19 protein-coding genes are annotated in these 19,698 nt (G+C 58.0%); 7 read left to right on the forward strand and 12 right to left on the reverse strand.

Going from position 1 to position 19,698, the window contains the following annotated elements; all coding sequences use genetic code 11:
• Positions 1-43: 43 nt before the first annotated feature.
• Entirely contained in the window at positions 44-1,735 is a 1,692-nt protein-coding gene (locus tag FY206_RS12095; protein ID WP_032640270.1) for a methyl-accepting chemotaxis protein, read from the forward strand.
• A 120-nt stretch (positions 1,736-1,855) separates the two neighbouring features.
• Here the strand turns inward: FY206_RS12095 and FY206_RS12100 are convergent, their stop codons facing one another.
• The 4 genes from FY206_RS12100 to FY206_RS12115 all read right to left on the reverse strand — a co-directional run bounded on the left by FY206_RS12100 (position 1,856) and on the right by FY206_RS12115 (position 6,915).
• Positions 1,856-4,237, reverse strand: a complete 2,382-nt coding sequence (locus FY206_RS12100) for a glucose/quinate/shikimate family membrane-bound PQQ-dependent dehydrogenase (RefSeq protein WP_032640269.1) — start codon at positions 4,235-4,237, stop codon at positions 1,856-1,858.
• Positions 4,238-4,487: 250 nt separating this feature from the next.
• Positions 4,488-5,411, reverse strand: coding sequence for a LysR substrate-binding domain-containing protein (locus tag FY206_RS12105; RefSeq protein WP_045890144.1), 924 nt, complete (start codon positions 5,409-5,411; stop codon positions 4,488-4,490).
• Between the two features lie 180 nt (positions 5,412-5,591).
• Positions 5,592-6,473, reverse strand: coding sequence for an SDR family oxidoreductase (locus FY206_RS12110; RefSeq protein ID WP_032640265.1), 882 nt, complete (start codon positions 6,471-6,473; stop codon positions 5,592-5,594).
• 52 nt (positions 6,474-6,525) lie between these two features.
• On the reverse strand, positions 6,526-6,915 hold the full coding sequence (locus tag FY206_RS12115) for a YdeI family stress tolerance OB fold protein (protein WP_032640263.1): 390 nt from the start codon (positions 6,913-6,915) through the stop codon (positions 6,526-6,528).
• Between the two features lie 138 nt (positions 6,916-7,053).
• On the opposite strand from FY206_RS12115, the gene FY206_RS12120 reads away from it, so the two are divergent.
• The 4 genes from FY206_RS12120 to FY206_RS12135 are packed head-to-tail and all read left to right on the forward strand — an operon-like array spanning position 7,054 to position 9,547.
• Positions 7,054-7,557, forward strand: a complete 504-nt coding sequence (locus FY206_RS12120) for a hypothetical protein (RefSeq protein WP_032642573.1) — start codon at positions 7,054-7,056, stop codon at positions 7,555-7,557.
• A gap of 9 nt (positions 7,558-7,566) precedes the next feature.
• Positions 7,567-8,013: a DUF421 domain-containing protein gene (locus tag FY206_RS12125; RefSeq protein ID WP_032640261.1), complete on the forward strand. Its 447-nt coding sequence runs from the start codon at positions 7,567-7,569 to the stop codon at positions 8,011-8,013.
• A gap of 11 nt (positions 8,014-8,024) precedes the next feature.
• A complete protein-coding gene (locus FY206_RS12130; RefSeq protein ID WP_032640260.1) occupies positions 8,025-8,543 on the forward strand; it encodes a 2-oxo-tetronate isomerase in 519 nt (172 codons plus the stop codon).
• Positions 8,544-8,560: 17 nt separating this feature from the next.
• Complete coding sequence (locus FY206_RS12135; protein ID WP_032640258.1) at positions 8,561-9,547, forward strand: SDR family oxidoreductase; 987 nt, start codon at positions 8,561-8,563, stop codon at positions 9,545-9,547.
• Here FY206_RS12135 and FY206_RS12140 read toward each other — a convergent pair whose 3' ends face one another.
• The 7 genes from FY206_RS12140 to FY206_RS12170 form a co-directional block, all read right to left on the reverse strand.
• Positions 9,548-11,173, reverse strand: a complete 1,626-nt coding sequence (locus tag FY206_RS12140; protein ID WP_032640256.1) for an alpha-amylase family protein — start codon at positions 11,171-11,173, stop codon at positions 9,548-9,550.
• An 8-nt stretch (positions 11,174-11,181) separates the two neighbouring features.
• The gene (gene cydB, locus FY206_RS12145; protein WP_032640255.1) at positions 11,182-12,192 is read right to left on the reverse strand and encodes a cytochrome d ubiquinol oxidase subunit II; all 1,011 of its coding nucleotides are present in this window, start codon (positions 12,190-12,192) and stop codon (positions 11,182-11,184) included.
• Entirely contained in the window at positions 12,192-13,595 is a 1,404-nt protein-coding gene (locus tag FY206_RS12150) for a cytochrome ubiquinol oxidase subunit I (RefSeq protein ID WP_032640252.1), read from the reverse strand. Before FY206_RS12150 ends, cydB begins: the two co-directional genes overlap by 1 nt.
• 212 nt (positions 13,596-13,807) lie before the next feature.
• Positions 13,808-14,314: a ferritin-like domain-containing protein gene (locus FY206_RS12155; RefSeq protein ID WP_032642570.1), complete on the reverse strand. Its 507-nt coding sequence runs from the start codon at positions 14,312-14,314 to the stop codon at positions 13,808-13,810.
• Between the two features lie 25 nt (positions 14,315-14,339).
• Positions 14,340-14,543 (reverse strand): hypothetical protein, encoded by a 204-nt coding sequence (locus FY206_RS12160; protein WP_032640249.1) that lies wholly within the window; start codon positions 14,541-14,543, stop codon positions 14,340-14,342.
• Positions 14,544-14,566: 23 nt separating this feature from the next.
• Complete coding sequence (locus tag FY206_RS12165) at positions 14,567-15,061, reverse strand: YciE/YciF ferroxidase family protein (protein ID WP_077064007.1); 495 nt, start codon at positions 15,059-15,061, stop codon at positions 14,567-14,569.
• Between the two features lie 94 nt (positions 15,062-15,155).
• Entirely contained in the window at positions 15,156-15,341 is a 186-nt protein-coding gene (locus FY206_RS12170; protein WP_004150795.1) for a con-10 family general stress protein, read from the reverse strand.
• 526 nt (positions 15,342-15,867) lie between these two features.
• On the opposite strand from FY206_RS12170, the gene hglS reads away from it, so the two are divergent.
• Positions 15,868-17,211, forward strand: coding sequence for a 2-oxoadipate dioxygenase/decarboxylase HglS (gene hglS / locus FY206_RS12175; RefSeq protein ID WP_032640245.1), 1,344 nt, complete (start codon positions 15,868-15,870; stop codon positions 17,209-17,211).
• 44 nt (positions 17,212-17,255) lie between these two features.
• Positions 17,256-18,761, forward strand: coding sequence for a carboxylesterase/lipase family protein (locus tag FY206_RS12180; RefSeq protein WP_032642568.1), 1,506 nt, complete (start codon positions 17,256-17,258; stop codon positions 18,759-18,761).
• Here the strand turns inward: FY206_RS12180 and FY206_RS12185 are convergent.
• Positions 18,748-19,590 (reverse strand): LysR family transcriptional regulator, encoded by an 843-nt coding sequence (locus FY206_RS12185; protein ID WP_032640243.1) that lies wholly within the window; start codon positions 19,588-19,590, stop codon positions 18,748-18,750. The genes FY206_RS12180 and FY206_RS12185 overlap by 14 nt on opposite strands.
• Positions 19,591-19,698: the final 108 nt, after the last annotated feature.

A 19,698-nucleotide genomic window follows, 5' to 3' on the forward strand; every position in this document is an offset into this window, starting at 1 on the left:
AGGCGTGTTTTAACGCATCTTCCCTACAAGAGAGTCGACGGTCATGGACAACACTTCTTCGATGCAGCCGCAGCGCACGCTGGGCTTCTTGCATCACATCAGGCTGGTTCCGCTGTTTTCCTCCATTCTCGGTGGCATTATTCTTCTGTTTGCCTTGAGCTCGGGTCTGGCGGGTTATTTTCTGCTGCAGGCCGATCGCGATCAGCAGGATGTTACATCCGAAATTCAGGTGCGTATGGGGCTGTCGAACAGCTCAAACCATCTGCGAACCGCGCGTATCAACCTGATCCACGCCGGTGCGGCAAGCCGTATCGCGGAGATGGACGCGATGAAGCAGAACATCAGCGAGGCGGAAACGCGCATCAAGCAGTCTCAGGATAGCTTTACCGCGTATATGAATCGCGCCGTTCGTACCGCTCAGGATGAAGCGCTGGATGCGGACCTGAAGGCGCGCTACGACGCCTATACCGCGGGCATGCAGCCGATGGTCAAATTCGCCAAAAACGGCATGTTTGAGGCGATTATTAACCACGAAAACGAGACGGCGCGCCCGCTGGATGACGCCTACAACGCCGTGCTGCTGAAGGCGATTAAGATCCGTACCGACCGCGCGAGCGCGCTGACGGCACAGGCGCACAGCCGCACGCAGCTGGGCCTGATGTTTATGGTGGGCGCGTTTGCGCTGGCGCTGGTGCTGACGGCGATGACCTTTGTCGTGCTGCGCCGCACGGTCATTCATCCGCTGCAGCGTGCCGCGAAACGTATCGAGAATATCGCCAAAGGCGACCTGACGATGCCGGACGACGCGGCGGGCCGCAGCGAAATTGGGTGCCTGACGCGCGATCTGCAAACCATGCAGCACTCGCTGGAAAACACCGTGGGCACCGTACGCCAGGGAGCCGAGGAAATCTATCGCGGCACCAGCGAGATTTCTGCCGGTAACACCGATCTCTCTTCGCGCACCGAGCAGCAGGCCGCGGCCATCGAACAGACCGCCGCGAGCATGGAACAGCTGACCGCGACGGTGAAACAGAACGCCGATAACGCGCACCACGCCAGCAAGCTGGCGGAAGATGCCTCCGGCAAAGCCAGCCGCGGCGGCCAGATGGTCTCCGGCGTGGTGAAAACCATGGGCAACATCTCCAGCAGCTCGAAGAAGATCTCTGAGATTACCGCCGTGATTAACAGCATCGCCTTCCAGACCAATATCCTGGCGCTGAACGCGGCGGTGGAAGCGGCGCGGGCGGGTGAACAGGGACGCGGATTTGCCGTGGTGGCAAGTGAAGTCCGTACGCTGGCAAGCCGCAGCGCCAATGCCGCAAAAGAGATCGAAAGCCTGATCAACGAATCCGTTTCGCTGATCGACCAGGGCTCCGGCGAAGTTGTCGCCGCCGGTAACACCATGAATGAAATCGTCGACGCCGTTAAGCGCGTCACCGATATCATGCTGGAGATTGCCGCTGCGTCCGATGAACAGAGCCGGGGTATCGTTCAGGTGAGCCAGGCGATTTCGGAGATGGATAAAGTGACCCAGCAGAACGCCTCGCTGGTGGAAGAGGCCTCCGCGGCGGCCGCGTCTCTTGAAGAACAGGGCGCGCGTCTGACCGAGGCGGTGGGGGCGTTTCGGTTGAGCGGCGCGAAGCCAAACCGCGCGGCGACACTCGCGCCGGTGCAGCAGAATGCGCCGCTACGCCCTGTGGCAACGGTTTCCGGGGATAACTGGGAGACGTTCTGAGTCGCCAGCCGTGTCGGGTGGCGCTTCGCTTACCCGACCTACAAAATCCGGCCCGTAGGCCCGCGTAAGCGAAGCGCCACCGGGCAAAAAAAAGGGACCTTTCGGTCCCTTTTTCACATCTTATTTCTTATCAGGTAACGCGTACGCGATAACGTAATCACCGCGATCCGGCGACTGACGAGCGCCCCCGGCGTTGATGATGATGTACTGTTTACCGGTTTTCGGCGACACGTAGGTCATCGGACCGGACTGGCTGCCGACCGGCAGACGGTCTTTCCAGATCTCTTTCCCGGTGGCGGTATCAAACGCGCGCAGGTAGAAATCCTGGGTGCCGGCAAAGAACAGCAGGCCGGACTGGGTAGAGAGCGACGCGCCCAGCGTTGGCATCCCGATTGGGATCGGCATGTGCATGCGGATGCCCAGCGGGCCGGTATCTTCCACCGTGCCGACAGGAACCTGCCACACCAGCTTGCCGGATTTCAGATCGACCGCAGACATGGTGCCAAACGGCGGCTTCTGGCACGGAATGCCCAGCGGCGACAGGAAGCGTTCGCGCATTGCGCCGAACGGCGTGCCGTCCATCGGGACGATACCCATCTCAATGCCGCTGGCGTTTTTCGCCACGTTCGCGCGCGGCACCATGTAGTTTGCCAGCCCCAGGCGCATATCGTTGACGAACATCAGGCTGTTGTTCGGGTCAACCGAGACGCTGCCCCAGTTCATCCCGCCGAGCGAGCCGGGGAACTGCAGGGAACGGTCGAGACCCGGCGGGGTGAAGACGCCCTGATGGCGCATCTCTTTAAACTGAATGCGGCACAGCAGCAGGTCGACAGGGGTTGCGCCCCACATGTCGGATTCGGTCAGCGTATGGTTGCCAATCATCGGCATGCCCACGGAATACGGCTGGGTCGGCGAGTAGCGTTCGCCTTCAACGTTACCGGCCGGTACCGGACGTTCTTCCACCTTCGCCACCGGCTTGCCGGTTTCGCGGTTAAGCATGAAGATCATGCCCTGCTTGCTGGTCTGCACCAGTACCGGCGTGGTGCCGCCTTTACCGTCGGGCAGGTCGTACAGCAGCGGCTGGGAAGGGAGGTCAAAGTCCCACAGATCGTGGTGGGTCGTCTGGAAATGCCAGCGCACCTGACCGGTGGTGGCGTCAACGGCGACGATAGAAGAGCTGTACTTGTCGTCCAGGGCGGTGCGCTCGCCCGCCCAGAAGTCTGGCGTGGCGTTGCCGGTTGGCAGGTAGATCAGGTTCAGCTTAGCGTCGTAAGACATGGCAGACCAGACGTTCGGCGTGCCGCGCGTGTAGGTCTGACCTTCCGGCGGCAGGCCGGTGAGGTTCGGATTACCCGGATCCCACGCCCAGGCCAGCTTACCGGTGTGAACGTCATACGCGCGCACCACGCCCGGCGGTTCGCCGGTGGAGAAGTTATCCGCGACGCGACCGCCGACGACAACGACGTTACCGGCAACCAGCGGCGTGGAGGTCTGCTGATAATACCCCGGTTTGATTTCGCCCATGCCGACGCTCAGATCCACGGTGCCGTGGTCGCCAAAGTCGTCGCATGCCTTGCCGTTATCCGCATTGATGGCAATCAGGCGGGCATCGGTGGTCGGCAGGAACAGACGGCGAGGACATGCCGCAGGCTGTGTTTCTGCCTGTGACGTTGTCACGCTTGAATGGTCTTCAAAGTAGCCCAGACCGCGGCAGCGCTGCCAGTTAGGCGCGGTGGCTTTTGAATCGTAACGCCATTTTTCTTTACCGGAATCCACGTCCAGCGCCAGCACCTTACTGTACGGCGTACAGACATACAGGGTGTCGCCAATCTGCAGAGGCGTGTTCTGATCTTCCGCGCCGGAGCCGTTGCTCTGCGGGATATCGCCGGTGTGAGCGACCCACGCGACTTTCAGCGAGCTGACGTTTTGCTTGTTGATCTGGTCCAGCGCGGCAAAACGATCGCCGTGGGTGGTATTGCCCCAGTGTTCCCAGTTCTTTTGCTGCTCGCCGGGTGCGACGGGCTTCACCGGAACGGGCTCGTTCGCCGCCACGAGGGTTTGCGGCTTAAACATCCAGCCCAGGCTGACCAGCATGGCCACGGCGAGCACGGCCGCAACGCCGAACGCGGGCGCCTTGTTCGCTGCCGCGTGGTTAGCCGTGCGCAGGAAGGGCCAGACGATGGCGCTCAGGAACGCCAGTACGGCAAAGGTAAACAGGCGCGAGAAGAGCGGCCAAAAATCCCAGCCCGCATCGCTTACCGCCCAGACCAGCGAGGCAATAAATGCGATGGCGTAAAGCAGGATCCCGCTGGTGCGGTTGCGGAAAATGAGGATGGCGGAAATCACCATTACCACGCCCATTATCAGGAAGTAAAGACTTCCTCCCACGGTGGCGAGCTTAAAGCCTAATCCGCCGACGGCCAGACCGATGAGCAACATCAGTCCGGCTAAAAGCCACTGCAGAATACGAGGTATTCCGCGCGGCGCGCTGCCAAATGCCATTTCTCTCTCCTTTAGATCCCGCCGCCGTGTCGGGTATGTACCAGTTGGGTAATAAATGCGGTGGGATTGATGATTAGTACGGGTTAATTCGTTTTTATCAAATCGTTTGTGAACCATTTGGTGAATTCACGGCTATGATAAAACTGTTAAATTGTTTTACGCAATTGTTAATGAATGATTTCGCATTATTTGATTAACGCGCAGGTCTGTTCCCTCGCCCCTTTAGGGGAGAGGGTTAGGGTGAGGGGTATTAAACCGGCATCGATTTACGGATGGCGCTGAGCAGCGTCTGCGCACCCGTTGAGAGAGGGGCATCTACTCGGGTCAAAATGCCGATAGGTTCACCGGCGCCGGGGGCCGTTACCGGCAGAGCGGTCAGCGTGCCCTGGCGCAGGTCATCTTTTACCGCGCCGGAGGGGACGAACCAGACGTAGTCATAGTCGAGCGTGAGCTGGCGTGACAGCGAGGCCGACAGCGTTTCGATACACCCCGAGGGTAGCGTACACCCCTGCAGTTGCAGCAGGCTTTCGGCGGCCTGGCGCGGAACGGTCCCTTTTGGACATACCACCACCGGCCACTCCATGACGCGGCTTAAGGTCACCGTGTCCTGCAGCAGAGGGTGATCGGGACGAACCACCAGCTTCAGGGATTCCAGGAACAGCAGTTCGTAATTGAGGCCGCCCATCAGTTCTGGGTCGGACATGCGGCCGATACCGATATCCAGCTCGCCCGATTTCAGCCCCGCGAGCAGCATGGTGTTATTCATGGTGGCGACCTGAATCGTGGTATGCCGCTGCTGCTTGTGGAACTGGCCAATTACCGGCGGAAGAATGCCGAGCGCGGCGGTGGGCAGGGCACCCACGCGCACCACCTCACCGGAGAGCTCTTCTTTTCTGTGCAGCGACTGGCCTGCGGTATTAAGCGCATCCAGCACCTTAACGGCGTGCGTCAGGAACTGTTCGCCCACGATGGTAAGCTGCGCGCCCAGCCGACCGCGGTCGAAAAGACGGGCGCCGGTCAGCTGTTCCAGCTCGTTGAGGGTTTTCGAGAGCGCGGGCTGGCTCAGGTTGAGAGTTTCAGCCGCACGCCCCAGCGTTCCCTGTTGAGCGACGGCCACAAATGTATGCAAATGGCGCAAGCGTATGCGCTGACTGAACAGACCATTTTTTTCCATAGGCGATGTTAAAAACAGAGCGATGCGGGTGACAAGTTAAGTTGTTTAATTTTGATAACCTGATAGCAAAATATTTTTAACATTTGATCTGATTGAGTTACAACATGTTTTTCGGCAGGGGAATAAGCGCGAACGTCCTTGTTCATTTATTGCTCATTTCGGAGGGGAAGGGAGAAGCGGTTAGATCACGCCGTCACCGCCGTCAGAACACCACACCTGGCCGGACGTAAATGAACATTCATCCGAGGCCAGCGTAACGTACAGCGGAGCAATCTCGACGGGCTGACCCGGACGTCCCAGCGGCGTATCGCCGCCAAACTCCTTCACTTTTTCCATCGGCTGGCCGCCGCTGGACTGGAGCACCGTCCAGTAAGGACCGGGTGCGACCGCGTTGACGCGAATGCCTTTCGGCCCCAGCTGCTTGGCCAGGGACTTGGTAAAGACCGCCAGGCAGGCTTTCGTCTGGGCGTAGTCCAGCAGCACCGGGCTGGGCTTCACCGCCTGAACGGAGGAGGTATTAATAATAACGGACGAGGCTTTCAGGTGGCGCAGCGCCGCCTTGGTGATCCAGAAGGGCGCGTAGACGTTGGTTTTAAACGTCGCGTCAAAGTCTTCGGTGGTCAGCTCTTCCAGGGATTCCCGGTACTGCTGACGGCCTGCGTTATTGATCAAAATATCCAGCCCGCCCAGCTTCGAGACGGCTTCTTCGACCAGATTCTGGCAGAAGGTCTCGTCCCGGATATCCCCCGGCAGCGCGACGGCCTTGCGGCCTTCCGCTTCGATCAGGTCGATGACCTCTGCGGCGTCTTTTTCCTCTTCCGGCAGGTAGTTGATGGCGACGTCCGCCCCTTCGCGGGCATAGGCGATGGCGACGGCGCGGCCGATACCAGAGTCACCGCCGGTGATCAGCGCTTTTTTGCCTGCAAGACGGCCATGGCCTTTGTAGCTGGTTTCCCCATGGTCGGGAACGGGTTGCATCTCTGACGCCAGACCCGGCGGCGTCTGCGGCTGTTCCGGGAACGGGGGTTTCGGGTAAGCGTTCTTACGTTGTGTATCACTCATAGCTGACTCCTTAAGCCTTGATGGATAGTTGCAGCGTTAACGCTTCGCTGAATTACTTCTGTAAACGATCGACACGAACGACGGCAGGAGATGATTTTTTATCAAGCGAACCGTTGATGCCGATCATCTGGTCGGGTTTTACCGTTCTGCCGTCGAAGACTGCCTGGGGAATAATAACGTCGATTTTTCCAGTTTTATCCTGGAATACAAACTTATCGCCGCTACCGTCAATAAGATTACCGCGCAATGAAATGGTCGCACCGTCATGCATCTGTTTTGCCTGATCGATGGTCATAATACGCGCGTCGTCGGTTCCACGATATCCGCTATCCAGCGCATGGGGCGGGGGCGGCGCTTCACCTTTTTGTAACCCGCCGTTATTATCTGCGAAGGCGGTGGGGACCATAAATATCAAAAAAGCGGAAATAAGCGATAATTTCATCGTATAACCTTCATTTTGGATGCCTTGACTAATTAAGTATTGTTGCTATTTCTTTATGTGGCAAATGTGATAAGTCCTAAAAACATTCTCGTGAGAAATCAAAATTATCGGATAATAAGCGAAACGGTGACGATGACCATGAAGCGTGAAAATGAAAAGTTACCCGGTATAGATGAAAGTTTTCGCTTGCTGACGTTTGAATACGCGTTTCGTCAGGTGGGGTTTATTGTTCTGTTGGGTGTTATCGTCGCTGCCATCGCCGGTCTGTTTTCGAGCGGATTAGTCAGCGATACGGTCAAAACCAATTCCGCTAACTCCCTGACCATAAAGTACGAACGCTTCGGACGACGGGAGACGGAGACGCGAATGGAGCTGGCGTTCCCGGTGCAAACAGAGGGAAATTATGTTCTCAGCATGGCCAGCGAGAGCAGCGATGTTTACGAGCCTGGCAGCGTCTGGCCGCAGCCTGACAGCATGTTCAGCCGTGGCAAGACCCTCTATTTTGTCTATAACAACCTGAAAAAGTCAGACCGCTTCGCGGTGTTACTCTTCACCACGCCTTCGAGAGCCGGCAAATGGAACACGACCATCCGCATAAACAGCGAGCCGGAAATCACCCTCTGGCAATTTATTTACCCCTAGGAGTCTGATATGGATATGGTCTTTCGTGCCCTGGCGATTTATCTATTTCTCGTGGTGGTATTTAAAGTGGCCGGGCGGCGTGCGCTGCTGCAGATGACCAGCTTCGATCTCATTTTGCTCCTGATAATCAGTGAAGCTACTCAGCAGGCGCTTCTCGGACAGGATTTTTCCGTTACCGGCGCGATGATTACCATTACCACGCTGGTGGTGGTGGATATTATTTTCGGACTGATGAAGAAATATTTCTCGCCGGTGGAGAATATTCTCGATGGTACTCCTGTAATTCTGGTCGAGAACGGCGTGCCGTTAGCCGATAAACTGAAGAAAGTCGATGTGTCCTGTGATGATATTCTGGTGTCGGCGCGTCAGAATAATGGCATTACGGAAATAAGCGACATTAAATATGCCATACTTGAGCGCAATGGGCATATTTCAGTCATTCCTTTCGAGAAATAAGAGGCGGCAAGATGAGCAATCTTTTTCACGACAATAATATTACCGTGGGCGAGCTGACGAAAAAGCTGGCGAGTAAATTAACCGATCTCGGGCTTCGCTTAACCACGGCGGAATCCTGCACGGGAGGAAAGCTCTCGGTGGCGCTTTGTGCGGAAGAGAACACCGCCGATTTTTATGATGTTGGCCTGGTCGTATTCAGCGACGAAGCCAAAGCGCGGATCCTCGGCGTGCGTCCTGAGACGCTGGCGCGCTATACCGCCGTCAGCGAACCGACGGTGGCCGAGATGGCCGCCAGCATCCGCGACATCGCGCAGGCGGATATCAGCATCGCCATCAGCGGATACGCAGGCCCTGAAGGGGGCGACGATGGGACGGCGGCGGGGACGGTCTGCTTTGGCTGGAATATACGCGGCGAGACGCAAACCCGCACCGTGCTTTTCTCCGGCGACTGTCAGGACGTGGTGGAAAAAGCGGTGCATTTTGCGCTGGCTGAACTGGTGACAACCCTGTCGGATGGGCATAACGGTTGATTTCACGTGGAGGTTCTATGGCTGTCATAGTGATTACCGGTGGGACGGCGGGCGTGGGAAAAGCCACGGCGCTGCGCTTTGCAAAAGCAGGTTACCATGTCGGCCTCATCGCCCGCGATGAGGCCAGCCTGCACTCCACTCAGGAAGAGTTGCGGCGCTTCGGCGTTAACGCCCACGCCGTGCAGGCTGACGTCGCCGACAGTCAGGCGGTGGTGGATGCGGCCAACGAGATTGAGTATCGCCTTGGGGCGATTGACGTGTGGGTCAACAATGCCATGGGCGCCGTGCTGGCACCGTTTCGCACCCTTACGCCGGACGAGTTTCGTCGCGTAACTGAGGTAACCTACCTCGGCTACGTGAACGGTACCCGCGCGGCGCTCGAGCTTATGGTTCCGCGCGACAGGGGCGTCATTATTCAGGTGGGGTCCGCGCTGGCCTACCGTTCCATCCCCCTGCAGTCCGCCTACTGCGGGGCCAAAGCGGCGATCCGCGGTTTCACCGACGCGGTACGTATCGAGCTGATGCACGAGAACAGCCGGGTTCAGCTTTCGATGGTGCAGATGCCGGGGCTTAACACGCCGCAGTTTGAATGGGCAAGGAACAAGTTTGCCTGGGCGATGCGTCCGGTACCGCCGGTTTTCGAGCCTGAAGTCGCCGCCAGCGCCATCTTCAGGGTGGCGCAAAAGCCGGTGCGCGAGCTGTGGGTAGGCAGCAGCATCATCCAGTCGATTGTCGGGCAGTTCCTCTTCCCGGGTTTTCTGGACCGGCTGATGGTGAAGAAAGCCTGGGAAGGTCAGATGACCGACGATCTGAACGCACTGGACCGCCGGGACTATCTCGACCAGCCGGTTAATGACCTGCACAAGATCCATGGCCGTTTTACTGACGAAGCGAAAACCCGCGCGACGTCCGTGACCTCCGGTATGCCGGGCAAAGTGGCGTTAGGGGCCCTTGCGGTGGCGGGGATTGTATTAACGCGTTTGCTAACCCGCCGGAAACCGTAATCAGCGCAGCGCGCTGCGGTGCGTCCAGAACCAGCGATAACCGTAGCCGCCAAGGCTGAGCTCGACGGTTTTACCGCAAACCAGCGCGTCATCGTAGCGTTTGTCCGCGAGACAGGCGGTCCAGGTGGCGTTGCGGATCCCCTTTACGGTGAACCGTACCTGCTGGTCGCTGAAGTTAAAAAATGTCAGGATGCTGCGTTCTTCGGTTTCGTAATAGATCCCCAGCACCGCGTCACTGTCGATGGTGAGGAGCCTAAAGGGCGCAACGGCGATTTCGGGAAACTCCGAGCGTGTATTGGCGATATCAATAATCCGGTGCAGGAGCGAGTTGCGGTGGAGCAGCGAATCGGCGACGTTGATTTTCTGATAGCGATAAGGGCCGTGGTCGATAATCGGCGCAATAAATTTACCCGGATCGGCCGCTGAAAAACCACCGCCTTGCGATCCCGCCCACTGCATCGGCGTGCGGACGGCGTAGCGCTCCTCCAGTTCGAGGTCATCCCCCATGCCTATCTCATCGCCATAGCGCATCACCGGCACGCCGGGCAGGGAAAAGAGCACCGCATGACAGAATGCCAGCCGCTTTTGCTCGCCGTTTAGCATCGGCGCCAGGCGGCGGCGGATCCCGCGCTGATAGACGTTCATCTCCTCATCTGGGGCGAAGGTATCGAGGACAAACTGTTTGTCTATCTTGCTGATGCCTTCCAGATCCAGCTCGTCGTGATTGCGCAGCCAGTTGGCAAAACAGCAGGAGTCAGGCGGGACGATCATCTTCTTCACCGCGTTGCGCAGCGGGCGGGCGCGTTTGCGGGCCAGGCTTACGTAGAAATATTTGTTGAGCCAGAAATTGAGCACCAGATTCAGGCGGTCATTATTGCCAAAGTAGTCCTGATAGGCCTCCACCTCGACGTCCACTTCACCCAGCAGGATCGCCTCCGGATTATTTTGCTCAATAAGACGCCGCATATGCTCGAGGATCCACAGCCCCTTTTTTTCATCACCGTTTCCCGCCTGCGTGGTCAGGTGGGAGGCGGCATCCAGGCGGAACCCCGATACGCCCAGCTTGAGCCAGAAGAGGATGATGTTCTCAATCTCTTTCAGCACCGCGGGCGAGGTCAGGTTTAGGTCCGGTTCGTGGCGATAGAACATGTGCCTGTAGTATTGTCCCGCCTCGTCGTCCCAGCTCCAGATGCTCTTTTCGACGCCGGGAAACATGGGGGGCGTATCGTCCTCGTCAGTATCTGACCAGAGGTAGTAATCCCGGTAGGGTGACGCCGGGTTGCGGCGCGCCTGCTGGAACCAGGGATGCGCGTCGGAGGTGTGCTGGATCAGCAGCTCAATAATGACCTGCATGCCCAGCTCGCGGGCCTGTTCGACAAGGGCAATAATATCGGCCAGCTTTCCGAAGCGGGGGTCCACCTGGAGATGGTCGCTGACGTCATAGCCTTCGTCGAGAAAGGGGGTGAGGTAAAACGGGGTGATCCAGATAACCGTCGCCCCCATCCGGCGAATGTAGCGGAGCTTGGCCGCTATCCCGGCGATGTCCCCGCAGCCATCGCCGTTCAAATCATAAAAGAGTGCGGTATCAATCTGGTAAATAATGGCCCGTGTATGCCAGTCCGTCATAGCGTTCCTCAGTGATAGCCTTCAGTATCCGAAACTTTGCCCCGGAAGACGTAGTAGCTCCAGGCGGTGTACACCAGGATCACCGGAATAATCAGTAACGTCCCAACCAGCATAAACAGCTGGCTGGCAGGCGGGGCCGCGGCTTCCCACAGGGTGATGCGCGGCGGAATAATGTTCGGCCAGAGGCTGATGCCCAGCCCGCTAAACCCGAGGAAGATCAGCCCCAGCGTCAGCAGGAAGGGGCGGGAGTGGCTGGCCGGGTTGCGGGTCAGGCGCCAGATCAGCACGCTGAAAAGCCCAACCAGCAGCGGAACCGGCAGGAACCAGAAGAAGTTGGGCAGGGTAAACCAGCGGTCGGCCACGTACTGCCAGCCGAGCGGCGTCCAGATGCTCACTACGGCGATGACCACCATCAGCGCCAGCAGCACGTGGCGGGTCAGCTCGCGCATGCGCTGTTGCAGCGCGCCTTCGCTTTTCATAATGAGCCAGGTGGTGCCCAGCAGCGTGTAGGCGACGACCAAGCCGATGCCGCAGAAGAGGTTGAAGGGGGTCAGCCAGTCGAGCGCCGAGCCGACAAAACGTCGGCCCTCCACGTCAAAGCCGTTGATCACTGCACCGACGACAATCCCCTGACTGAAGGTGGCGAGCAGGGAGCCGCCGGCAAAGGAGTAGTCCCAGAACCTGCGGTGTGAGGGGGTGGCCTTGAAGCGGAACTCAAAGGCGACGCCGCGAAAGATGAGGCCGATCAGCATCGCGGTGAGCGGGATCGTCAGCGCATCGATAATGACCGCATAGGCCAGCGGAAACGCGCCGAACAGCCCCGCGCCGCCGAGCACCAGCCAGGTCTCGTTGCCGTCCCAGACGGGCGCTACGCTGTTGACCATCACGTCGCGCTCTTTCGCATCGCCCACGAAGTTAAACAGCAGGCCAATGCCCAGATCGAAGCCATCCATGATGATGTACATCAGCGTGGCAAACACGATGATGGCAAACCAAATCACTGAGATATCGACGCCCATCAGATTTTCTCCTCTTCCGGTACAGACTCAGCGGCAGACAGCGGACGGGCAGGGGTGCCCGAGGTGTTTGACGTCAGCGTATCGACGGGCTGCGGGCCTTTCTTAATCAGCCGGATGAGGTAAACATAGCCCACGCCAAACACGGATGAATAGACGACAAAGAAGGCCAGCAGGCTGATGCTCATCTGCAGGGTGCTGTGCAGCGATACCGCGTCAACGGTGCGCAGGTAGCCATAGACGACCCACGGCTGACGCCCCACTTCGGTGGTCACCCAGCCCGCGAGCAGCGCCAGCAGCCCGGCAGGCCCCATGCAGAGGGCAAACCAGTGGAACGGGCGCGAGTGGAAAAGCCGGTGACGATAGCGCAGCCAGACGCTGATCAGACCAAGGGTAATCATCAGCAGGCCCATCCCGACCATCACGCGGAACGACCAGAAAACGATGGTCGAGTTTGGCCGATCCTCTTTCGGAAAATCTTTGAGCGCCGGGACCTGCTTGTCCAGGCTGTGCGTCAGGATCAGGCTGCCGAGCGCGGGGATCTCGAGGCCGTATTTCGTGCGCTCCTCCTCCATGTCCGGCAGACCAAACAGCAGCAGCGGGGTGGCCTCGCCGGGGGGATTTTCCCAGTGACCCTCAATGGCGGCAATTTTTGCCGGCTGATGCTCAAGCGTGTTCAGGCCGTGCATATCGCCTACCACCGCCTGAATGGGCGCGACCAGCAGCGCCATCCACATCGCCATCGAAAACATGGTGCGCACGGCGGGCGTATCGTTACCGCGCAGCAGATGCCATGCGCCGGACGCGCCGACAAACAGCGCGCTGCTCAGAAACGCGGCGATAGCCATATGAATCAGGCGGTAAGGGAAGGAGGGGTTAAAGACGATGGCCAGCCAGTCCTGCGGAATGACCTGCCCGTTTTCGATAGTGAAACCCTGCGGCGTATGCATCCAGCTGTTGGAGGCGAGGATCCAGAAGGTCGACATCAGCGTGCCGAGCGCCACCATGCAGGTCGAAAAGAAGTGCAGCCCCGGGCCGACCTTATTCCAGCCGAACATCATGACGCCGAGGAATCCGGCCTCCAGAAAGAAGGCGGTGAGCACCTCATAGGTCAGAAGGGGCCCGGTAATGCTGCCCGCGAACTGGGAAAACCCGCTCCAGTTGGTGCCAAACTGGTACGCCATCACCAGACCGGAAACGACGCCCATGCCGAAGTTAACGGCAAATATCTTGAGCCAGAAATGGTATAGCGATCGCCAGACGCCGTTTTTGGTGCGCAGCCACATGCCCTCCAGCACCACCAGATAGCTGGCGAGGCCGATGGTGATCGCGGGAAACAGGATGTGGAACGAGACGGTAAAAGCGAACTGAATTCTGGCCAAATGGAATGCATCAAGTGCGAACATGGTCCGTACCTCTAAGACGATGGGGCACGCGCATTGTCGGGCTGCGTTTACTGCCCGGCAAAACCGATTACGGTTTTTACGCCGGTGCCTGAACCGGCACCGGTGAGCAGGTCGGAATGCGGATCGCCGTGCCAACTTCCGCGAGCCTCTCTACCTAAAGATAGAGTGTAGTCCCGGTTGGCAAAATCCTCGCCCGGCGGCAGCGCTACGGGCTATTTTTTCGCTTCGACACCGTCTGCGTCTGAACGCAGCAGGAACTGTTCCGTGGTCTGAGGAATATGGCGAATCAGCCAGTCGGCCATTTCACGCTCTTCCGCCAGAATCGTCTCGATAGCGGGGACCGAGGCGACGTCGCCCGCTTTTTTTGCCGCAGCGAGCAGGGAGGTATAGCAGGCGATTTCAAACTGTTCGAAGACATAGCCGCTGATCGAGCCCTTCACGATTTCGTCTGAAGGGAACATGCCGCCGATGGATTGACCCAGCGCCGCCATTTTGCTCATTGAGTCTTTTAAGACCGAACGAGAAATAGCATTACGGTCGAGGATTTCCTCCAGCAATGTGATTTGCCGTTTTGTCTCATTAATATGCTGTTCTATTCTGGCGCGAACATCAGGATAATTATCGATACGGCTGGCCATAGATTCCAGCATGGATTCGGCTTGCTTTTCCATCGCATGGGCATCGCGTAGCCAGTCATGGTAGTGTTCTACGTGATTCATCATTGTATCCTCATTAGGGGTTCGCTTATTTGGTCTCACTTTCAGCAGCCTGATCGGCACGTGCGGCACTGTAGCCCGATAAATGGCCGACAATATTGGCGTAGATACTGATGATAATGACCCACAGCACGCTGCTCTTCCACCATATTACGGAAGGGATAGCGAGAATGAACCATATTATGGCTGCCGCTAAATGGCACCGTTTAATTGTCCTGGGACTGATGCTCATTTTATTTAACCTGTATTACTGCGTCATTTTTGCGCTTTTTGGTTAATATTTCCAACGGCCAGGTCGGTGAGTTTAAGGTCGGTCTCTTTTTCTTCTTCCAGCGTTTCGGCCAGAAGCTTAACGGCTTTTTTATAGCCCAGCTGTTCTGCTAATGTGGCGAGGGTACCGTAGCTGGCTATTTCGTAATGCTCCACTTTTTGTGCAGCGGCAATAAGCGCGGCATCACGCACTTCATTTTTTTCCGTGCTCTCGATAACTTCGTTGGCTTCTTCAATTAAGCCTTCCATCGCCACGCACTTCATGCGTTTGATCTTAATACCGTCTTCCTGCTCGACAATCTGGTCGATACGTTCGATCTGACCCTGCGTCTCTTCAAGGTGTGCGGTGAAGGCGGCGCTCAGCTTCTCGCTGGACGCGGCGCGGGCAAGCTTGCCCAGCGCGCGGGTAAGCTGCTTTTCTGCGCTGTAGGTATCCGATAGTAAATGAATAAAAACATCCTCGACGCTTTTCATATTCATAATAATTACGCTCCGGTAAAATAGAGAAAGGGTACTGCGAGCTTTTCAGCCCGCAGCATGCTCTCTGGTTTTATTAAAAGAGTGCTAAATAAGATCAGGAGTTATCAGACTTACGGCCTCCGCCGTGACTGTTCTGTCCTCCTTTCTTACCCGCTTCAGACGCGCGTTGCGGATCGTTTTTAAAATTACCGCCGCTGTGCTGGCCGCCTTTACGTCCAGCTTCTGATGCTTTTTCACGGTCTTCAGCGAAATTACCGGAACCACCACGATGCTCTGCCATATTAAACCTCATAGTCATATATTGGTTATGTCAGTACGATACGAAAATATTTCGTATCACTCGTCGTTCGAGTAATAACTCTAGTCGCTGTGTGAGAACCGTCAAATGCGTTTTGCTATTTGCGGCTGCGTTATTTTTAAATATTTGTAAATTTGCGCTTCGCTTGCGTTGGAAATATGAATAGACAGGAAGGACTTGTCAACAACCGTTCAGATTATTCCTAACTTTTAGCTAAAAATTTGAAGGGAGAGGATAAAAATAATGACGCATTCAAATTGGTTGATTTGCAGTCAGGAGAAAATAAAAAATACTCCTTTATAGCTAGCAGGCGGAACCCTAAATAATTATAAGGAAAATCCTGGATAAAAGCGTTCAGGTCAAAGGGCGGTTTCGTTAAGGTTCGTTCAGAGGCCGGTAGCACACGGTTTAACCACTGTCGTCTTAAGATCACAAATCAGAAATTCTTCCCCCCGGAAGGAACGGGTTTCTCTACACTCCAGGTAATATTCACTGGAGGCATGACATCATGGCGAACACCATCACGGCTGATGACATTCGGGAACACTTTTCGCAGGCTATGTCGGCGATGTACCAGCAGGAAGTTCCGCAGTACGGCACCTTGCTCGAACTGGTTGCGGACGTCAACCTGGCGGTGCTGGAAAATAACCCACTATTACATGAACAACTGGCAAACGCCGATGAGCTTGCGCGCCTGAACGTGGAGCGCCACGGCGCGATCCGCGTCGGCACGGCGCAGGAACTGTCTACCCTGCGCCGCATGTTTGCCATTATGGGGATGTACCCGGTCAGCTATTACGATCTCTCCCAGGCGGGGGTGCCGGTTCACTCCACGGCGTTTCGCCCGATCGATGATGCGGCGCTGTGCCGTAATCCGTTCCGTATCTTTACGTCGCTGCTGCGCCTTGAGCTGATTGAGAACGTCGCGCTGCGCGAACGGGCGGCGGAAATCCTCTCTCACCGGAACATCTTTACCCCGCGCTGTCTGGCGCTTCTCGATCTGCATGAGTCGGAAGGGCAGTTTACCGACGCGCAGGCGCGCGAGTTTGTGCAGGAAGCGCTGGAAACCTTCCGCTGGCACCGCCACGCGACGGTCGATCAGGAGACCTACCTCGCCCTGAGCAACGAGCACCGCCTGATTGCCGACGTGGTCTGCTTCCCGGGCTGCCACATCAACCACCTCACGCCGCGCACGCTGGATATTGACCGGGCGCAGGAGCTGATGCCGAAGTACGGCATTGAGCCAAAGATTCTGATTGAAGGCCCGCCGCGTCGCGAGGTGCCCGTCCTCCTGCGTCAAACCAGCTTCAAGGCGCTGGAAGAACCGGTGCTGTTTGCCGGCGAACATAAGGGCACCCACACCGCGCGCTTCGGTGAGATTGAGCAGCGCGGCGTGGCGCTGACTCCGAAAGGCCGTGAGCTGTACGATAGCCTCCTCGCCCAGGCCGGAACGGGCAAAGATAACCTGACGCACCAGCTGCATCTGCGGGAGGTCTTTAGCGCCTTCCCGGACAGCGAGCTGTTAATGCGTCGTCAGGGGCTGGCGTACTTCCGCTATCGTCTGACGCCGGCCGGAGAAGCGCATCGCCATGCGTTCCGTCCGGGAGACGAGCCGCAGCCGCTGATTGAGCGTGGATGGGTAGTGGCCCAGCCGATCACCTACGAAGATTTCCTCCCGGTGAGCGCAGCCGGGATATTCCAGTCCAATCTCGGGAACGAAACCCAGGCGCGAAGCCACGGTAACGCCAGCCGCGAGGCGTTTGAAGCGGCGCTGGGCTGCCCGGTGTATGACGAGTTCACCCTCTATGAGGAGGCGGAAACGCGCAGCAAACAGCGTTGCGGTTTGCTCTGAAACCGTTACTCTGCTGGGGTGTGATGGAAAAAAATAAGGTCGTTATGCAACATCTTTCCACCCCTGTGGTTGAAACGCGCCAGGGCGCGCTGTCTGGCTTAACCGATGAAAACGTCCACCTCTGGTGCGGTATTCCCTACGCCGCACCGCCCGTGGACGAGTGGCGCTGGCGTTCGCCCAGGCCGCCCGAACGCTGGGATGGCGTTCGCGAGGCCACCGCCTTTTCGGCCTCAAGCTGGCAAAGCAGCGAATATTGTCAGGAGCTGGGCGGGGGCGATCCCGGTCAGTTCTCGGAAGACTGTCTTTATCTGAACGTCTGGTCTCCCGTCGACCGTACCGCACCGCTTCCGGTGATGGTCTGGCTGCACGGCGGTGGCTTTACCATCGGTGCGGGGGGGTTACCGCCCTATAACGGCAAAGCGCTTGCCACGCGCGGCGTGGTTGTGGTGACGATCAACTATCGTCTCGGCCATCTCGGCTTTTTCGCCCATCCCGCGCTGGAAGGCGAGGAAGATCGCGTGGTGCATAATTTTGCCCTGCTGGATCAAATCGCGGCCCTCGAATGGGTGCGGGACAATATTGCCGCGTTCGGCGGCGATCCCGCCAACGTAACGCTATTTGGTGAATCCGCCGGCGCGCGCAGCGTGCTCTCTCTGCTGGCATCGCCCCTGGCGGCTGGCTTGTTCCACAAGGCGATTGTGCAAAGCGGATACACCCTGCCGGACACGCCGCGCGAGCAGGCGCTGCAGAAAGGGGAGGCGCTGGCCGCCCAATTCGGCCTGGAAAGCGCGACGGCGGAGCAGCTGCGCGCCATTCCGCCGGACGCGTTCTGGCCGTTAACCGCGCCGCTGAACGTCGCCCCGGCGCCCATCGTCGGGGACTGCGTTCTGCCCGAAGCGATGCTGGACGTCTTTTTCGCCGCCCGCCAGCATCCCGTACCGGTGATGATCGGGTCGAACAGCGATGAGGCCAGCGTAATGGCGGTGTTTGGCGTCGATCTTGCCGGACAAATCCAGAAGCTGCGCCGGGAGCGCCGCTTCGGACTGGGGCTGATTAAGCTGCTCTATCCGGGCGTGAAGGGCGATGAAGAGCTGGGCAGGCAGGTGTGCCGCGACATGGCGTTCACCACGATGGGCTACGTGGTGATGCAGGCTCAGCAGCGCGTCGGCGGACTGTGCTGGCGTTACTGGTTCGACTATGTCGCCGAAGCGGAACATGGAACCTACATCAACGGCGCGTGGCACGGCAACGAAGTGCCCTACGTTTTCGATACCCTCGGCCAGGTGGAGCCTTCCCGCCAGTATGTCAACGAGCGGGATCTGCAGTTTGCTGCCCACGTGGCCGATTACTGGGTGAGCTTTGCGCGTGAAGCGGGCTCTCGCGACAGCCTGCCCGGGCCGACGCGCTGGCCCGCATGTCGTAAAGGGCGGGACGTTCTGCTACGCATTGACGTGAATAAATATGCAGGTTTCAGGCTTGAAAACCGCTTTATGCGCGCCCGCATGAGCCTCTTCAAACGGGTGATGAAGCACCACGTCAGCCTCGATTAAGCAAACAGGCGCGAAACGCCGCGAGACCATTTTCCTCTGCTGGCGTTTCGCGCAGCACCAGCCGGTAGCTCGCGCCGGTTTTGATGCTTGTCGCGTAGGGCCGCATCAGCCTTCCCGCGCGGACATCCTCGGCCACCAGCGTTTCGTCGGCAATGGCGACGCCCAGCCCCTGAATGGCTGCGGTGATGGCAAGATCCATCGTGTCGAAGTGTTGATTTTTGTGCATGGCAAATCCCGGACCTTCCTGCTTCGTCAGCCACAGCGACCAGTCCGTTTTATCCCTTGTCGGGTGCAGAAACGTCAGCGACCCCAGCGCTGCACCCGCCCGCACCGGGCTTATCACCGGGGTGAGCGCCTCTTCGAACAGCAGATCGCCTGCGCTCATGTGCGTGCCGAAGACAATCGCCGCATCGTAGGATTCGGTTTTGAAATTGACGTTGTGATCGGTGGTGGTGGTCAGGGCGATCTGCAGATCCGGCTGCTCGCGCTCCACCTCCAGCAGGCGCGGCACCAGCCAGCGCATCGCGCAGGTGGGGGCCTTAAGCCGAATCACGGTATGCGGGCTGCGGGCCTGGTCGGCCACGGTCAGCAGGTGTTCAAAAGCAGACTGCAGTTCCGGGAGCAGGGCGCTGCCCTGGGAAGAGAGGCGCAGGCCGCGCGCGTGGCGCTCAAAAAGCGGAAAGCCAAACCACGCCTCAAGGGAGGCAATCTTACGGCTTACGGCCCCCTGCGTCAGGCAAAGCTCCGCGGCGGCATGGGTTAGATTCAGGTGACGCGCGGTGACTAAAAATGCGTCAATGGCGTTGAGCGGGAGCGAACGGCGCGACATAAAAACACCTCAGCTATGCATTTTTCTCATGGCTATTATGACAACAATTCGATTGTCCCGACAGCAGAGATGTTGTTTGAATAGTTATGCAATGTCCATGAGAAGGGA

The organism is Enterobacter chengduensis (genome assembly GCF_001984825.2).
In the GTDB taxonomy this organism is placed as follows: domain Bacteria; phylum Pseudomonadota; class Gammaproteobacteria; order Enterobacterales; family Enterobacteriaceae; genus Enterobacter; species Enterobacter chengduensis.

What these genes read in the sequence shown, in the direction of transcription:
- FY206_RS12095 (WP_032640270.1), top strand. Translation starts at nt 44, where the DNA reads ATGGACAACACTTCTTCGATGCAGCCGCAGCGCACGCTGGGCTTCTTG.
- FY206_RS12100 (WP_032640269.1), bottom strand. Translation starts at nt 4,237, where the DNA reads ATGGCATTTGGCAGCGCGCCGCGCGGAATACCTCGTATTCTGCAGTGG.
- FY206_RS12105 (WP_045890144.1), bottom strand. Translation starts at nt 5,411, where the DNA reads ATGGAAAAAAATGGTCTGTTCAGTCAGCGCATACGCTTGCGCCATTTG.
- FY206_RS12110 (WP_032640265.1), bottom strand. Translation starts at nt 6,473, where the DNA reads ATGAGTGATACACAACGTAAGAACGCTTACCCGAAACCCCCGTTCCCG.
- FY206_RS12115 (WP_032640263.1), bottom strand. Translation starts at nt 6,915, where the DNA reads ATGAAATTATCGCTTATTTCCGCTTTTTTGATATTTATGGTCCCCACC.
- FY206_RS12120 (WP_032642573.1), top strand. Translation starts at nt 7,054, where the DNA reads ATGAAGCGTGAAAATGAAAAGTTACCCGGTATAGATGAAAGTTTTCGC.
- FY206_RS12125 (WP_032640261.1), top strand. Translation starts at nt 7,567, where the DNA reads ATGGATATGGTCTTTCGTGCCCTGGCGATTTATCTATTTCTCGTGGTG.
- FY206_RS12130 (WP_032640260.1), top strand. Translation starts at nt 8,025, where the DNA reads ATGAGCAATCTTTTTCACGACAATAATATTACCGTGGGCGAGCTGACG.
- FY206_RS12135 (WP_032640258.1), top strand. Translation starts at nt 8,561, where the DNA reads ATGGCTGTCATAGTGATTACCGGTGGGACGGCGGGCGTGGGAAAAGCC.
- FY206_RS12140 (WP_032640256.1), bottom strand. Translation starts at nt 11,173, where the DNA reads ATGACGGACTGGCATACACGGGCCATTATTTACCAGATTGATACCGCA.
- cydB (WP_032640255.1), bottom strand. Translation starts at nt 12,192, where the DNA reads ATGGGCGTCGATATCTCAGTGATTTGGTTTGCCATCATCGTGTTTGCC.
- FY206_RS12150 (WP_032640252.1), bottom strand. Translation starts at nt 13,595, where the DNA reads ATGTTCGCACTTGATGCATTCCATTTGGCCAGAATTCAGTTCGCTTTT.
- FY206_RS12155 (WP_032642570.1), bottom strand. Translation starts at nt 14,314, where the DNA reads ATGAATCACGTAGAACACTACCATGACTGGCTACGCGATGCCCATGCG.
- FY206_RS12160 (WP_032640249.1), bottom strand. Translation starts at nt 14,543, where the DNA reads ATGAGCATCAGTCCCAGGACAATTAAACGGTGCCATTTAGCGGCAGCC.
- FY206_RS12165 (WP_077064007.1), bottom strand. Translation starts at nt 15,061, where the DNA reads ATGAATATGAAAAGCGTCGAGGATGTTTTTATTCATTTACTATCGGAT.
- FY206_RS12170 (WP_004150795.1), bottom strand. Translation starts at nt 15,341, where the DNA reads ATGGCAGAGCATCGTGGTGGTTCCGGTAATTTCGCTGAAGACCGTGAA.
- hglS (WP_032640245.1), top strand. Translation starts at nt 15,868, where the DNA reads ATGGCGAACACCATCACGGCTGATGACATTCGGGAACACTTTTCGCAG.
- FY206_RS12180 (WP_032642568.1), top strand. Translation starts at nt 17,256, where the DNA reads ATGCAACATCTTTCCACCCCTGTGGTTGAAACGCGCCAGGGCGCGCTG.
- FY206_RS12185 (WP_032640243.1), bottom strand. Translation starts at nt 19,590, where the DNA reads ATGTCGCGCCGTTCGCTCCCGCTCAACGCCATTGACGCATTTTTAGTC.